Source organism: Calditrichota bacterium (genome assembly GCA_016867835.1).
Classification (GTDB): domain Bacteria; phylum Electryoneota; class AABM5-125-24; order Hatepunaeales; family Hatepunaeaceae; genus VGIQ01.
In genome coordinates this window covers 1-14,804 of the sequence record VGIQ01000028.1, presented here as the reverse complement: position 1 = coordinate 14,804, position 14,804 = coordinate 1, and the positions used below count along the sequence as shown (strand labels likewise).

General features: G+C 60.0%; 11 protein-coding genes. All 11 read right to left on the bottom strand.

The genetic code is table 11. From position 1 onward, the window contains the following. Positions 1 to 14 precede the first annotated feature (14 nt). The gene (dnaB, locus tag FJY67_04675; GenBank protein MBM3328758.1) at positions 15 to 1,508 is read right to left on the bottom strand and encodes a replicative DNA helicase; all 1,494 of its coding nucleotides are present in this window, start codon (positions 1,506 to 1,508) and stop codon (positions 15 to 17) included. Next, positions 1,508 to 2,233, bottom strand: a complete 726-nt coding sequence (locus FJY67_04670) for a uracil-DNA glycosylase (protein ID MBM3328757.1) — start codon at positions 2,231 to 2,233, stop codon at positions 1,508 to 1,510. The genes dnaB and FJY67_04670 overlap by 1 nt, the downstream gene beginning before the upstream one ends. Beyond that, positions 2,230 to 3,459 (bottom strand): bifunctional phosphopantothenoylcysteine decarboxylase/phosphopantothenate--cysteine ligase CoaBC, encoded by a 1,230-nt coding sequence (gene coaBC / locus FJY67_04665; GenBank protein ID MBM3328756.1) that lies wholly within the window; start codon positions 3,457 to 3,459, stop codon positions 2,230 to 2,232. Before coaBC ends, FJY67_04670 begins: the two co-directional genes overlap by 4 nt. A gap of 24 nt (positions 3,460 to 3,483) precedes the next feature. Next, positions 3,484 to 4,083 carry a hypothetical protein gene (locus tag FJY67_04660; GenBank protein ID MBM3328755.1) on the bottom strand — a complete coding sequence of 200 codons (600 nt, stop codon included), beginning with the start codon at positions 4,081 to 4,083 and terminating at the stop codon, positions 3,484 to 3,486. A gap of 3 nt (positions 4,084 to 4,086) precedes the next feature. After that, positions 4,087 to 4,671: a guanylate kinase gene (locus FJY67_04655; protein MBM3328754.1), complete on the bottom strand. Its 585-nt coding sequence runs from the start codon at positions 4,669 to 4,671 to the stop codon at positions 4,087 to 4,089. Further along, positions 4,661 to 5,539, bottom strand: coding sequence for a YicC family protein (locus tag FJY67_04650; GenBank protein MBM3328753.1), 879 nt, complete (start codon positions 5,537 to 5,539; stop codon positions 4,661 to 4,663). The genes FJY67_04655 and FJY67_04650 overlap by 11 nt, the downstream gene beginning before the upstream one ends. A gap of 73 nt (positions 5,540 to 5,612) precedes the next feature. Continuing rightward, positions 5,613 to 6,623: a hypothetical protein gene (locus tag FJY67_04645; GenBank protein ID MBM3328752.1), complete on the bottom strand. Its 1,011-nt coding sequence runs from the start codon at positions 6,621 to 6,623 to the stop codon at positions 5,613 to 5,615. 178 nt (positions 6,624 to 6,801) lie between these two features. Then, complete coding sequence (locus tag FJY67_04640; protein ID MBM3328751.1) at positions 6,802 to 11,826, bottom strand: T9SS type A sorting domain-containing protein; 5,025 nt, start codon at positions 11,824 to 11,826, stop codon at positions 6,802 to 6,804. 95 nt (positions 11,827 to 11,921) lie between these two features. Further along, the gene (locus tag FJY67_04635; protein ID MBM3328750.1) at positions 11,922 to 12,260 is read right to left on the bottom strand and encodes a DUF4398 domain-containing protein; all 339 of its coding nucleotides are present in this window, start codon (positions 12,258 to 12,260) and stop codon (positions 11,922 to 11,924) included. A gap of 76 nt (positions 12,261 to 12,336) precedes the next feature. Further along, positions 12,337 to 13,572, bottom strand: coding sequence for a type II secretion system F family protein (locus FJY67_04630; protein ID MBM3328749.1), 1,236 nt, complete (start codon positions 13,570 to 13,572; stop codon positions 12,337 to 12,339). Between the two features lie 257 nt (positions 13,573 to 13,829). Beyond that, a partial coding sequence (locus FJY67_04625) for a sigma-54-dependent Fis family transcriptional regulator (GenBank protein ID MBM3328748.1) occupies positions 13,830 to 14,804 on the bottom strand: 975 nt, incomplete at its 5' end.

Here is a 14,804-nt window from a genome sequence, read left to right as displayed (position 1 = left end):
CTCGTAGTGGCAATTTAAAATGGTGCCTCTTCTTCACGAACCGCCCGGCTTGCCGGCGCAGGCACGTAGTCGGGCACCTGAGCAGGGTCAATCTTATTGTCGAACCGGGTGTATTGGTTATTAAAGATCAGATCGACTTCCCCGGTAGGGCCGTTGCGCTGTTTGCGCAGGATGATGCCGGCGGCGTTGCGGATCTCCTCCTCCGACTTGCCCTCCTTGTCCGCCTTGCGGGCGATTTCGTCCTTGGTCATGTAGTAACTCTCGCGGTGAATGAACATCACCACGTCGGCGTCCTGTTCGATGGCTCCGGAGTCGCGCAGGTCGGCCAGTTGGGGAATCTTCTCGCCGCCGCGATGCTCGACGGCGCGCGAGAGTTGCGACATCGCCACCACCGGGATGTCGAGTTCCCGCGCCAGGCCCTTTAGCGCGCGGGAAATCTGCGCCACCTCCTGCTCGCGGTTGTCGGCTTTGGGCGGCTGCATCAACTGCAGGTAGTCAATGAAGATGATGTCGATGTTGTGCTGCTGCTTCAGGCGCCGCGCCCGGGCCCGGAGTTCAGTGATGTTGAGATTGCCGGTGTCGTCGATGTGGAAGTTCATCTCGGACAACTTACCGGCGGCGTCGGCGACGCGGGCAAACTCAGTTTGATTCAAGCCCCGGGCGTTGCGAATGCGATTATGTTCGATGGACGAAGCGGCCGAGAGCATCCGGAGGCATATAGCAATCGAAGCCATTTCGAGCGAGAAGAAGCCGACGCCTTTGCCGAAGCGCAGCGCGGCATTGCGAGCCATATCGAGGCCAAGGGCGGTCTTCCCCATCGACGGCCGCGCCGCGACGATGATCAGTTCGCCGTTCTGAAAGCCGCCGGTAAGATCGTCCAGTTTGGTGAAGCCGGTCCCGATGCCGGTCAGTTGCGTATCTTGCCGCTGGTAGAGGCGGTCGATGTAGTCGAGCGCGGCGTGGGCGACCTTTTCCATCTGTTGGAATCCGCCCGTCTTCCGGCTCGAGGTGATCTCAAAGATGGCGGCCATGGCCCGGTCGAGCAGTTCTTCGGCCTTGGGAGACTCGTAGGCCTCCTCCGTGATCCGGGCGGCGTGGTAGATCAACTCCCGCAGTGCGAAGTGATCCTGAATGACCCGGGCGTAGGTCGCCGCATGGGCCGAGGTGGCGGTCTCCATCGAGAGTTCGGCCAGATAGGTATCGCCGCCGGCGTCTTCGAGTTGACCGGCGGTGCGGAGGTCTTCGCTGACGGTCAGGATGTCGATGGGCAGACTGCGGTGGCCGAGCCGCTTCATCGCTTCGAAGATGATTTGGTGCCGCCGGTCGTAGAAACTGGCTGGTTCGAGGATGTCATCGACCTTCGACATTCCGTTGGGGTCGATCAAAGCCGAGCAGAGGGCGGCGCGCTCCATCTCAAGGCTGTGGGGCGGGATGCGCCCCCCCGGAAGCGTTATCGGACGGGGCTTCGTCCGGGCTTGGCGCTTCGCTGGCAGTTCACGAGCAGCCATCAGACCAGATCTCCGGTTGTGCTCCCGGCATCAAAGGTCAACTCCCCCGAGAGCAATTTGAGCGCCTTCTGCATATCGGCCCAAGCCTCGGCCTTGGCAGAGGGATTGCGCAGCAGGTAGGCGGGATGGAAGGTAACAATGAGCGGCTTACCCAGGTAGCTCTGGATACGACCTCTTAGGGCGCTGACGGGAGTCGCAGGGTTGAGTCCGAGCAAATAGACGGCAGCCGTCTTGCCCAGTGCGACGAGAACGACCGGGTCGATGATCTCGATCTGGCGGCGCAGGTAGGGCAGACAAGCAACCGCTTCTTCGGGCGCAGGTTCGCGATTATCGGGTGGGCGACACTTGACAATGTTGGCGATATAAACCTCCTCTCGCCGCATCTTCATCGCCGCGATGATCTTGTTGAGCAACTGTCCAGCCCGGCCGACAAACGGCTCACCCTGCCGGTCTTCATCGGCGCCCGGTCCTTCACCAATAAACATCAGCATCGCTTCGGGATTGCCGACGCCGAAAACGACCGTTTGGCGTCCCTCGCAGAGGTTGCACTTGCGGCAGACCGACGCCTCAGCCCGAACCTCGCCGAGCAACCTGGCGCGCCCCGTTGATGTCTCCCCACTGCGAGGCAGGGCGATCTTGACGACGTTCCGCTCCAAAAAGACGACTGGTTCGGACTCGGCGAGTTGCCTGAGGTAGCGCATCGCGGCGGTTTCAGGAGGGTTCATAGGTGCGGTAGGTAGCGTCCGGCGGCTTCGAGCAGACGACGTGCGGCAGCGCGTTTGTCAAGGACCGGCAGTTCGACCGGATCGCCTTCCCGACCGACCAGAGTGAGCCGGATCGTATCGCCTCCAAACCGGGAGTCGCCGCGGGTAGGATCGTTGAGAGCGATCAGATCGACGCCTTTGGCTTTCAATTTCGCACTCGCTTCGGCAAGGTGTCCGGTCGTTTCGAGCGCGAAGCCTACGACCGCCTGACGGGAGCGATTCCGACCCGCCCAGGAGAGAATATCCTCGGTCTCTTCCCATTCGAGAGCCGGCGCTCCGTCGCGCTTCTTTAGTTTCGTTTCGGCCACCTTTCGCGGTCTCCAGTCGGCAACCGCGGCAGCCATAATCAGGAGGTCGGCGTCCTCGAAGATTATCTTCACCGCATCGGCCATTTCGGACGCGCTCTCGACCGGAACGACATCGACTCCCGGTGGAGCCATACCTTCCGCCCCCCGGCCCCGAATTAAGAAGACCTCGGCTCCTCGCAAGACGGCTTCGCGGGCGATGGCATCGCCCATGCGGCCGCTCGAACGGTTGCTGATAAACCTCACCGGGTCGAGTGACTCACGGGTCGGGCCGGTTGTAACAACGACCCTGCGGCCGGCCCAGCGGGTGCGGTCGGCGAGCAGTTCTTCGCAGCGCGCCAGGATCGCCTCGGGCTCGCTCATCCGGCCAACGCCCGGCTCTTCGTGAACGCCGCCCATATCGCCACGTTCGGGGCCGATGAAGTGAAGTCCCCGGTCGCGCAGCCGGGCGACATTCTCTATGACTGCCGGGCTTTGCCACATCGCCGGATTCATCGCCGGCGCCAGGAGTACCGGCCCGGTGAATGCCAGCAGCGCCGACGACGGCAGATCGTCGGCGAAGCCATGCGCCGCTTTGGCAAGGAAATCGGCCGTCGCAGGTGCGATGACCAGGAGGTCGCCAAAATGCCCCGCGACAAGGTGGATGGGATCGGCCGGTGGAGGATCGGGAAACATCCGGTCGAGCACCGGACGCCCGCTCAAAGTCGCAAAGGTGAGCGGCCCGACGAACTGCGTTGCAGCAGCGCTCATAAGAACCTGCACCTGACCGCCGGCCCGGACAATCTCACGAGTCAGGTAGCAGGATTTGTATGCGGCAATACCCCCGGTTACGGCAAGGAGAACCTTCCGGCCGGATAGGGGAAGACCTTCATCCTCCGTCATACGGGACCTTCCGGAAGGTAGCGGTTATGATCGATCGGGGTAATGGTAGTCGAACATCCGGCGGCGCAATTCATCAAGCGCTTGAACGGTCGGCTTGATATGGCTGAACCGGTCGATGCCGCGCTCGGGATTGGTCTCTTCGTTGAGATTCTCCTCGGTAATGACAACCGACTGGTTGTAAAGGTCGATCTCCCGCTTCTGCTTGCGACCGATCTGCCGGGCGCGCTGAGCGGCGACCATCACCGCCTCATAGACGCTATCGGTGACGCCGTTGAAGTCATGGACGAGCCAGTTCAGTTTGCTGCCCGTGAAGTCCGGACGACGATGCTGAGACGGATCGGGCGGCGGCGGCTCAAGCGGCATCAACTCTTCGGCCGCTTTTGCCTTCCGGACGCGTGTCCGCTTGCGGGGGGCTTCGGCTTCATCAAGTTCGGTTCCTTCAGTTGCTTCCTGATGGTCTTCGGCACTACCCGGTTCGGTCGCACCGATGATGCGGGCAGACTCCTCGTATTCTGACGATGCTAATGTTGTAGTCTCCGGTTCCGGGACCGCCGTCTCGACAGGTGCGGCAATATCCGCTTCCGGAGCCAGCACTTCTTCCAGATCGACTCGTTTGCGAGCCATTCGTTATTGTTCTCCCTTGTCTCGATAAGATTCGATAATACTCATTATTGCCTCGATCGTCACTTCGATATCTTCGTTGACTATCCGGTGGGGGTAGCGGTCGCCCTTTTCCTTTTCCATCGGATAGCGAGCCAGTCGGCGTTCGATGGCAGATTCGTCGTCTGCGCCGCGAGCCCTTAGCCGGCGGCGCAGTTCGTCCAGCGACGGCGGATAGAGAAAGATCAGGATCGTTTCCGGGAATGCCGCTGCTACGCGCTCCCCGCCGTTGACGTCGATGTCGAGCAAGACGTTCCGACCTTCGCTTACGGCCGAGTCTATCGGATGCCGGTCGGTGCCGTAAAGGTCGCCGTGAACTTCCTCCCATTCAAGGAAACGGCCTTCGTGGATACCGGTCTCAAACTCCTCCCGACTCAAAAAGTGATAATGAACGCCGTCGGTTTCATACTGCCGGCGGGGCCGTGTGGTCGCGGAGACGCTGTAGGTAAAGTCGGGCCGGCGGCGGACGATCTCCTTGATAACAGTCGATTTGCCGCCGCCTGAAGGAGCTGAAAGAACGACCAGGCAGCCTCGCCGCGGTTCACTCAAGATTCTGCACCTGTTCCCGCATTTGTTCGAGCGTCTCTTTCATTCGGACCCCGGCCTGCGATATTTCCAACAGCCAGGCTTTGGACCCAATGGTATTGACCTCGCGCCCCATCTCCTGCAACAGGAAATTGAGTCGTTTCCCAATGCCGTTAGACTGGCCGAGGGTCGCTTCGAAAGCGGCGACATGGCTTGCGAGACGGACGGTCTCTTCGCTGATATCAAGGCGGTCGGCGGCAAGCGCGACTTCGGTTTCGAGCCGGCTACGGTCGAAGCGTGCGTCGTCGAGCAACTCTCCCAACCGAGCTTCGAGGCGGGCGCGATACTGACCGGCTTGCCCGGCCGCGAACCGTTCGACGGCGGCAAGATCGTCCCGAATCAGAGAGAGTCGTTCCCGCAGATCCCGCGCGAGATGATCGGCCTCCCTCCTGCCGGCGGCAGTAAGTTCATCAAGGGCTTCGACGATGGCCCGCCGGGCCGTCTCCCAAAGGCGATGACGGTAGTCTTCGACATCTCCGGCGATAAAGAAGTCGCCGGCGGCGAATAAATCGGCGAGTCGAACCTCGCCGTTGATCCCGGCTACTTCGGCGGTCTCGCGGAGCAGTTTGGCGAAAAGCGCCACCCGGTTGCGGTCGACAGCCAGTTCACCGCTGCCCTCGCCGCTCCATTCTTCATTGACCCCCAAGCTGACCCGGCCCCGTTCGAGGCGCTGGCGCACCAGATCGCGGATTTCGCCTTCGAAGGGATAAAGGCCGCGCGGCAGTTTAAGCGCCAGATCGAGAAAGCGGTTGTTAACGCTCCGAACCTCGGCAGAAACGATCAGTCCACCCTCGTCCGCACGGCCGACGCCGTAACCGGTCATACTTCGCGGCAAGTGCGCTCCAGTATGTTAGTCGAAGTCCGTCTCCCTTTTATGCCAGACCTCCCTTCTCGTCCACTTCAATACATTACCTCCCCCATCGCGCGGTCAGGGAAATGCGATGCGAGTCCCCCAGGTCGTCGTGCCCGATGAAGCCGTAGTCGATAGCCACCGCCGACAGCGCTAGTCCGCCGCCCAGTGTCAGACGGCCGTCGTCGCTTCCCACCCGCAGTGCGACGATATCCCGCACCAGATACTCCGCACCGTAGTGCAGCGATGCCGCATCCGATCCTCCCGCCAGATCGAAACGGTAAACGACGTCGGCAAGCGGCGTCAGGACGGCTTCCAGCGGTGGCAGGTCGAGCCTCGCCGCGATCCCCGCCCGTAGCGTCGAGGGGATCACCTCTTTGCGACCGGTCTGCTCCCACGCCAGGATGCTCCCTAACAGGTCTCGCACCCCTATACCGGCTTCGACCGGCACAGTTCCTACGAACGACTTCCCTACGCCGAGGTCAAGGCCTAATCCATAGGCGCGGTAGTTACCTATATGCTTGAAGAGTAGTTTTGGCGCCAAGCCCCAGCGATAATCGAGCCGGCCGGCGAGCGGAAGGTCGGCAACCGACCTGCCGGCACGCGCGACATAGAAGGCATATTCGCCGTCGGAGACGACGCGGTCGATCTCGACGCGGTTGCCACCGGTCAGCGGGTCGTTTGGGCGCTCAAGCCGCGTGAAGGGGATGCCATTCACGCCGAGCCTAAGGGCGCCGAGCGCCTCGACCGTCGCGTCGGGACGCGGCACGGCAAATCCCAGGACGTCGTAGTCAACGACACCGGTGAAACGCTCGCTATGCATCAACGCGGCTTCGGTGCGCTGGACCTCGGCAAGCCCGGAGGGATTCCAAAACAGAGACCAAAGGTCTCCCCCCAGCGCTGCTCCGGCACCACCCAGCGCCAGCCGTCGCGCTCCGGCGCCGCCCATGAAGTCGCCGCCATAGCGACCTATAACGTCCGCTCCATGCACCGGGGCGATAACCGACGTCAACGACATCACAAGCGCTGCCGCAAGCGCGCGGAGGCGGGTCAGATTCGAGAGAGGCATAAACATATAAGTATAAGATTTGTCCGGCTCCAGGTCAAGGGAAACCGAGGCGGTCCTGCATTCTATTGTCTATTATTGATGGGTGTTACATCATCTTGTCTCGTCGCTCTCACACCTATAGATATGGCGCCGGATGCCTATCCGACGCCATATCTATAGACATTACTTGGCGCTTCCATTACCGAACGAGCGCCGCCTTGCGGATGGCAACCTGCTTCCCGGCTTGCACCCGGGTTAGATAGATACCGCTCGGCAGATCGGCACCTTCGAGCGTTAATGAATGCCGTCCGGCGTCCATTCTCCCCAGATCGAGTTCCCGGATGAGTCGTCCCTGTGCGTCGAAAAGGCGCACTTCGACCGGCGCCGCCACCGGCAAGGCTATCCGGATTGTCGCCGCCGGGTTGAAGGGGTTGGGATAGACCGCTTCGATGGCAAACTCCGTAGGAAGCGTCCCGCCTATCTCCGAAGCAGGTGCTTCGTCCCAGCCGACGATGAAGTTGACCGGGATATCCTGCCGGTCGCCGAAGGCGTTGTGATGCATCTCCATCACAATAAAGTAGCGGCCTTCGGGCATATCTTCCGGGCTGAAGCGGAAGTTGAACGCCTGACTGGCATCCGGTTCCACGGTGCCGATCTTTGGATCGTAGGAAATCCAGGTCAGGTTCGGACCAATCTCAAAGCCGATCAAGTGGTCTCCACCCGGCCGATTGATAAGCGCGACAAAGACCCACTTCAGATGATCCCAACGCTTGGTGATGGCGCAGTCCTGGACGACATCGCCGGCTTCGACGACCAGGTTCCGCACCAGACGCACGTCGTTGTTGTCGGGATTCATCTTCATGATCTGCATGCGGGTGCCGAATTCCATTTCGATGTTGCCGTTGTCGCGAAAGATGTAAAGCGGATAGCCGTCCGGGTCGGCCGGATGCCAGGCCATACCGTAGGTCCGGAACTGTTCCGGAGTCCGGTGCAGTGCCACGACCTGTCCGTCGTAGTCGAGTTCCGCGATGTCGTTCTGGGTGACTCCTTTGACAAAGAACGTCCCCCGCTCCGGAGCCGCGCAGACCGACTGGGACGGTCGATGCGGCGACGGAATAGTGCTGATGTGCTCACCTTCCGAAGAAATGAGCACGACGTTGTTCTTCTCCGTGCATAACAAGCCTGCCGGCGAGAGGCCGATGCCATAATAGCCCCGGGTCGCCGTCGTATCGACGGTCACTTGAGGAAAGCGATCGATCAGATTCCCGTCGCGATCCAGGCGATAGATCCAGTGCGGCAGATTGCCATCGGTCGTCTTTCCGGCAATGTAGAAGACATTGCCGTCGGTGGTCACGCCCTGGAGGAAGGTGTTGTTGTCGGTAAGTGCGCTGACATTCCAGTCGAAGAGAATGTCCCAGGGTGCGTCCCGGCGGGCTTCGTAGTTGAGCCGCAAGTCGAAGTCGAGCGGTCCGTTGCCGTCGTTGAAGACGTTAAAGGATGTGCTGTCGATTTGTTGCGGCGGGACATAGATGGTGATCTCTTCGACGTCACTCCGGTATTCCGGATGGGTTAGGCTGAAGTCGATTTCGGCAAACTGGTCGGTTTCGATCTGAATATCCGCTGCCGACGCCGGATTGAAGTGACGCCGCTGGGCGACGACGGTATAAGTTCCAATCGGTGCACGCTGGACTGTGAACGCCCCGCCGGCGTCGGTGGTGCCGTAGTATCCGGTGCCTTCGAGCATCACTCGGACGCCTTGCAGCGGCTGGCCGGTCGCGGCATCGGTCACACGCCCCCGAACGCCACCGAAATCACTCAGTTCGCCGGTTGTGAACCGGATCGCACGCTCGTTGGCTAAGGCCCCGGAAGAAGCCGGATGCCAGACCCCGGCATGTGCCAGTTGAAGTCGAATCCGACGGTCCGGCGACGATAGCCCGACCGTGACCGCCTCCTCCTCGTAGTCCCGCTGCTGGGGAATCGAGATGTAATGAAACTCGATCTCTCCATCACCGGTGCGGGTGAAACGCGCTGTCGGGTCATAGAGAACTACCGAGAAGGTGTGGGCGCCCTGTGCCACGCTCTGGTAGTTGCGCCACTCGATGATGAACCTCCCATTGTCCTGGTCATAGCGGGTATAAACCTGCCCGGACCAGAGGTCTTCCCAGAACGGCGCAATGAGGCCTGCCGGCGCAATCGGGCTGCCTAACTCCTGATTGTTCCAGGCGATCATATCCGACTCACCCATTGCCACCCAGCCATTCGATCCGACCGTAATCCGGCGAAAGCGCTGCCCGTAATAGACGAACTCGAACGGCAGATTGACGATCGCCCGGCTGCCGGCATCGCCGCGGACATTCGCGCGGTCGTCATTATCCACCAGGTTAAGGCTCGTCGTGCCGGTGATCCGCTCGAAGCGAGGCGCCATTCCGGTCGTCGTGTCGCGGCTGTCGAAGGCCCAGTAGCCGTGCATATCAGGTCCTTGGGGCGATGTCGGCCCGACCGGCCCGAGCGTGATCGGGATGATCACACTATCGACACGGCCTTCCTCATCGCTTAAGAGCAGTCCGAAAGGCACGGCAATCCCCATATATGCCCGCGCCGAAGCCGAGACCTCGAACGGCCGGGCGCGATTGTCTCGCGCTTCACCTACCGGAACGGCGTCGAAGAACGAATCCGCCAGCCGAATTTGGATGTTCGGGTCGGAGCAGTAGAGCGACGCGTCGAGCGGCAGCGTCGCCAACTGCCCGCCGTTGGTGAGGGTGATAACTACGCGCTGCGTCGTCCCCGGGAGCAACTGCCGGTCTCCTTCCATCGCAACCCGGGTCGCAGTCAGGTCATAGCCAACAACAGTCAATTCTAAGCGCCCCAGAAACCGGTCATCACCGGCAGCGGCGGACAAACGGAACTCAACGGTCTCGCCGTGCGGAGTCTCATGCAGAAGGTGAATCAGGAACGGATTACCTCCCGCCGATTCAGCGCCGGCATCGAGGTCGCCGACCGGAGATTCGGGACGCAGGAGCACGACGTAGGGATTGTCGGTGTCGATGGCAAGACGGACGTTTTGTAGCGCATCCTGGCCGGTATTACGGACGAACGCCGCCAGATTGATCGTCTCGCCCGGATTCCACCTACCGTCGCCGTTGCCCTCGACCTCACCGTTCGCCTCGTCGCTTAGGGAATAGCGGCCGAATGAGACAAACCGGCTTGCCGAGGTGACTTCAAGTTCGCCTTCTAACGGGACGATGTTCGGCCCAACGACCGTGACAAGGTATTCCCCCTCGGCGAGGGGCGGAACGTTGAGGTGTAGTTGGCCATCCGCGTCGGTGTAACCGCCAAGTCGGATGTTGCCGTTTATAAGGTGAATGTAGGCGCCGGACACCGGCTCGTCACCCTCCCGCGTTACGGCAAAGTCGAGCAACGTCGTCCCGGTCCGGACGCCCTGCGGTATGGCAACTTCGATCTCAACCGGTGTCTTCGTCCAGAGTCGCAATGCCGGGTCACCGAGGATGTTGTAAGAATAGAAGTAGTAACCGACCGTGTGCCCGTTTCCGATCCGGCGACTGGAGGGGTAGTTCCGCCAGAGCGCCAGTTTGCCCAAGACGGTCAGCGGGCCGAGGGTATGAACGTCGTTATAGAAAAGTTCGTGGAACAGCGTCGTGCTGTGCGTATTGTTGAACCAGGTATAGGTGTAGAGGTCGGTCGGTCCGTAAGAGGCAACCGCTCCGAAGGGACTGTTGCCCGACCAGCCGTTGACCCAGAGGTTGCCTACGGCCGGACTCTCCCGGCCCTGGGGGAAGTCATTGGTCCCGCAGACCATCCCAAAGACAACCGGCAACTTCCAGCCGTTGCGAAGGTTTTGAAATAGTTCGGCTTGCCGGACGTTGCCCCAATTGTTGTAGCCGCGGAAATTGACGAATCCCACCCCTTCGTTGACGCCCCGGCTAATGTTGTTGACATCGATTGCGTCAGGGTAGTCGGAATAGGCTTCGAAGAATCGGTCCCTAATGACACCCTTGCCCATCATCAATTCGCGCACCGCGACATTGGTGTGTATGCACGAGCGCACACCCTGCGCGATGAGCACGGCTCCTTCAACCCAGTTCGACTCCACGAACGGCGTCCGCTCATAACCGATAGTCTTGGCGACGAGATGTTGCAGTTCTTCCACCGTCCCCACGGGGAAACGCCCCACAAAAGCTTCCGGAATCCAGGTCTGGAGGTCGTTATCGCCGTTGCCGTCAATCGTCACATACTGCTGATCTGAGACATACCAACTCTGCTGAGGAGCCTGACCGTCCATGAAGTAAGGCAGGCGCAGGTCGCCAAAGGCTCCACCGGCAAGCAAAACATGCGTCGGGGGCACCGGCCAGTCCCGAAAGGCGTTTCTGAACCAGCCGCGTATCTGGTCGGCGCTGTTGCCGGCCTCGGCCGTAGTCGCGATGGTCACGAGGTAGCCCATCCGCCGCCGCCATTCTGCAAGAGGCTGAAGTGCCTGGACTGCCTGCTGATTATTCGCAACGATGATGACATAGTGCCCAAGGATGTCGGCGCGGCCGGCGGGTTCGTCGCGACGTGGGGCGTCGCCGGAGAGGGCGCGAGTTACTTCCCGCCAGGCTGGTGAAGAGGAATTGGCGATGGCCGGAGCCGCCGGATCGACCTCGAACACCACGTTCGCTTCCAAACTGCGCGAGACGAGCAATTCCTGTCTCGCCGCGTTGTAGCGATAGGGTGTCAGGTCGAGCATGATATACCTCCGGTCGCCGATGACGACCGGTTCACTTAACGCTGCGACACCTTCGGGAAGGAAGCGGTCCGTTGCATAGGCGGCGGCATCTATAGCGCCGTCGGTGACATTGGGATTGTCCGACTTATAGACCGGGGAAGGTGCAAGCCGGACAGACGTCAGTCGCTCATCATCCGCAGCGGAAACTTCAAGACGGGCGCGCATTCCGGTTGGCACCTCGATCCAGCGGCTCCAGGCGGGAATCGCCGGTGCACCGGCAGCGCCATAGAGCCCTTCACCATCGGATCTAATGCGATGAAATGACTGGCCTTCAATGGCTACCGTCTCCAGCGCGGTGGCCGGCAGCGCGAGGCTGAGACTGGTGCCGTCGGAACCGTTTATAATGAAAGGCGCAACGACATCGGAGCCGGTTGCGAGCAACGGGCCGGATGCAGTAAGTGCGCAGCAGACGGCAGCGATTAACAGGGTCGGACGAACCATGGCGATCCCCTTGACTGGATGCTGTTCAACGCAACGATCAGACAGACTCCCCCCAAGTTCCTATTGCAGAGCACATCAAGTTGCCCCGGACCGAACTACCGTCCTTTACCGATTCGCTCCGATTCGGCCTCAAGTATCCTCTCGCGCTCTTCCGCCTTCTTGAGGGCGTCTTCGGCAAGAATCTTCGATTCGATAGCCAGGCGGCGCGCTTCGGAGATTTCCTTCAATTGCGCTTTCTCCTGAGCCAGGACGAGCAGTTGTTCAGCCTTGTTGTAATCTTCCGAAGCGCTCGCATCGGCTCCAGCGCGGAGGGCGGCGTTGAGCGCTTCTTCGGCACGTTGCAATTCGCGATCGGCGGTCGTGTCGCAACCGACCGCAAGTAGCAGCAGTGCGGTGATAATCCCCAACAGCAGGGGAGAGGTCCTTAAGGTCATTGGGCGGCCTTGGCTAAGATGAAGGAGACTTTTGTGGCTGGGTTCGTTGGTCGTCAAATGCTGGTCGTAATTCGCTCTAATGTTGCTGCGCCAGTTCCATCATGTTCCACATCGGGAGGAAGATCGCGAGCGCCAACACGACTACCATCGCCCCCATACCGACGGTCAAAATAGGCTCGATCAGCGCGGTCATCCCTTCGACCGTCGACTGGACTTCGGAGTCATAGTATTCGCTGATATTGGCGAGCATGTCGTCGATGGCGCCGGAGTCTTCACCGACAGCGATCATCCGCACCACCAGCGGAGGGAACAGCCCGGTTTCCGAAAGTGATACGGCGACACCGCGGCCATGTTCGATAGACTCCGATGCTTTGAGCAGCGCAATACCGAGCACCTTGTTGCCAATGGTGCGCGAGACGACCTCAAATATCTGTAGAATCGGCAGGCCCGACCTTGAGAGCGTCTCGAACATTTTGGTGAAACGGGTCATCGCGGTCTTCAGAACGAGCGGGCCGAAGATCGGCAGTTTCAGAAGGGTCTGATCCCACCAGAGTGCTCCCTTCTCGGTCTTGGTATAGCGAATGAACGACGCCGCGATCCCGCCGGCGGCAATGATGAGCGCCCACCAGTAATTCTTTAGCGTATCGGCAAGCCAGATCAGGATCTTTGTCGGGAGCGGCAGTTCCATATTGATCTGGGTAAATATCTTGGCGAACTTCGGCACCACGAAGGTCGTCAGGATGAGGAACGCGATGATCATGCCGATGACGACGATGATTGGGTAGCGCAGCGCGCTCTTCACCGATTTGCGAATCTCCCAGTCACGCTGCATTACCGCGGTCAGTCGGGTTAGGACTTCGTCGAGCACCCCACCCACTTCACCGGCACGGACGGCGTTGCAGTAAAGTTCGCTGAAGATCTTCGGGTGTTTCATCAGGGCAGCTGAAAAGTCGCTCCCGGAAGCGATGTCGGAAGCAACCGCGATCAACGTTTCAGCAAAGACCGGATTCGACGACTGGCTCGCCAGCGTTTCAAGACTGGTCAGGATCGGCACCCCGGCCTTGATGAGCGTCACCAATTGCCGGGTGAAGTCGATGATGTCGCGGTCGGTTACCTTCTTCTTCTTGCCGGTTGCAGCCGCGCTCGATGCCGCCGGAGCCTTGGCTTCAGCCTTGCCGCCGGCAGTGATCTTGAGCGGCAGCAGGTCCTGCCCTTCAAGACTGCGCTGAACAGCAGACTCGTCGGCCGCGTCGAGCGTCCCCCGGACCTCACTGCCCGACTCGTTTATCGCAACGTAGGAGTAGGTAGGCACCAGAATTCCTATAAGTCCTGTATATGTCCTCTCAAGCCAACCATGTCTCCTGCTTCAAGGTAAGTCCTTTGATGCCAAGTCAAGCCATTGTAAAACATATGCCAGTCTGCGTTCGTTCGAACTCTCAATCATCGATGAGGCAACCCGTTTCCTGGACTTCACGAGCCAACGACATCGGTATGTCTCAGTCAAGTTGAAACTCCAGGCTCGACTTCACAAACAAGTCCATAGAAAAGTCATGCCTGTCGAAGCTTTGACTACCCGTTGAGTAATCTCGTCGTGGGTTCCTTCGGCTCGTGAACCGAAGAGATAGATCGCTGTAGGTTTGACGACCGTTTAATGATGCCAACCAATCGCTCAAGTGTCGTACCTGGCGATGCGCTAATTCGTCTCAATACTACTCTCCGCTGCCTCTTTTTCAGTTCAATCCCATAATCCTCAATTTTCCTATAGAGCGTTGTGCGACCGATGCCGAGCCCTCGGGCTGCCAGGGAGATGCTGCCCCGGGTCGATTGTAACGCTCTCAGAATTGCCTCTCGTTCGACCTCGGCGAGACTTCGAATAAGAGAGCCGTCTTCAACATTAGGTGCTGGCTTTAGCACACCTGTTGGCTCGCCGGTATCGACCTCGTCCGGAATCTGACGCTCAGCCCATTCGACCAAATGGGGGAAGTCCTGTGCCCTGAGTGCTACGCCATCCGAAAGAAGAACCGCACGCTCCATAGCGTTCTCCAACTCTCGAAGGTTGCCTGGCCAGGGGTAGTGTTCGATTAGATCGAGTGCTTCACTTTCGATCGCCAACAGCCGCCGGTCGTTTCGTTCCACGGCCTGATAGAGAAAGTGATAAGCCATGAGCGGCAGATCGCCGACTCGTTCGCGAAGCGGAGGCAGTTGCAACGGAAAGACATTGATCCGGTAAAAGAGATCGGCCCGGAATTGCCCCTTCGCTACCATCTTCTCAAGGTTGCGGTGGGTGGCGGTTAAGAGCCGGACATCGACCTTGATTGTCTCGGACCCTCCGACCCGCTCGAACTCGCCATACTCGAGCACTCTCAGCAGTTTCGCCTGTAACGCCGGGCTCATCTCGCCGATTTCGTCAAGAAAGAGTGTCCCGCCGTTGGCCGTTTCAAAACGGCCCGGAGTGCGCGTCTGTGCCCCGGTAAAGGCGCCCTTTTCGTAGCCGAAAAACTGGCTCTCGAGCAGACCCTCCGGCACCGCTGCACAGTTAACGGT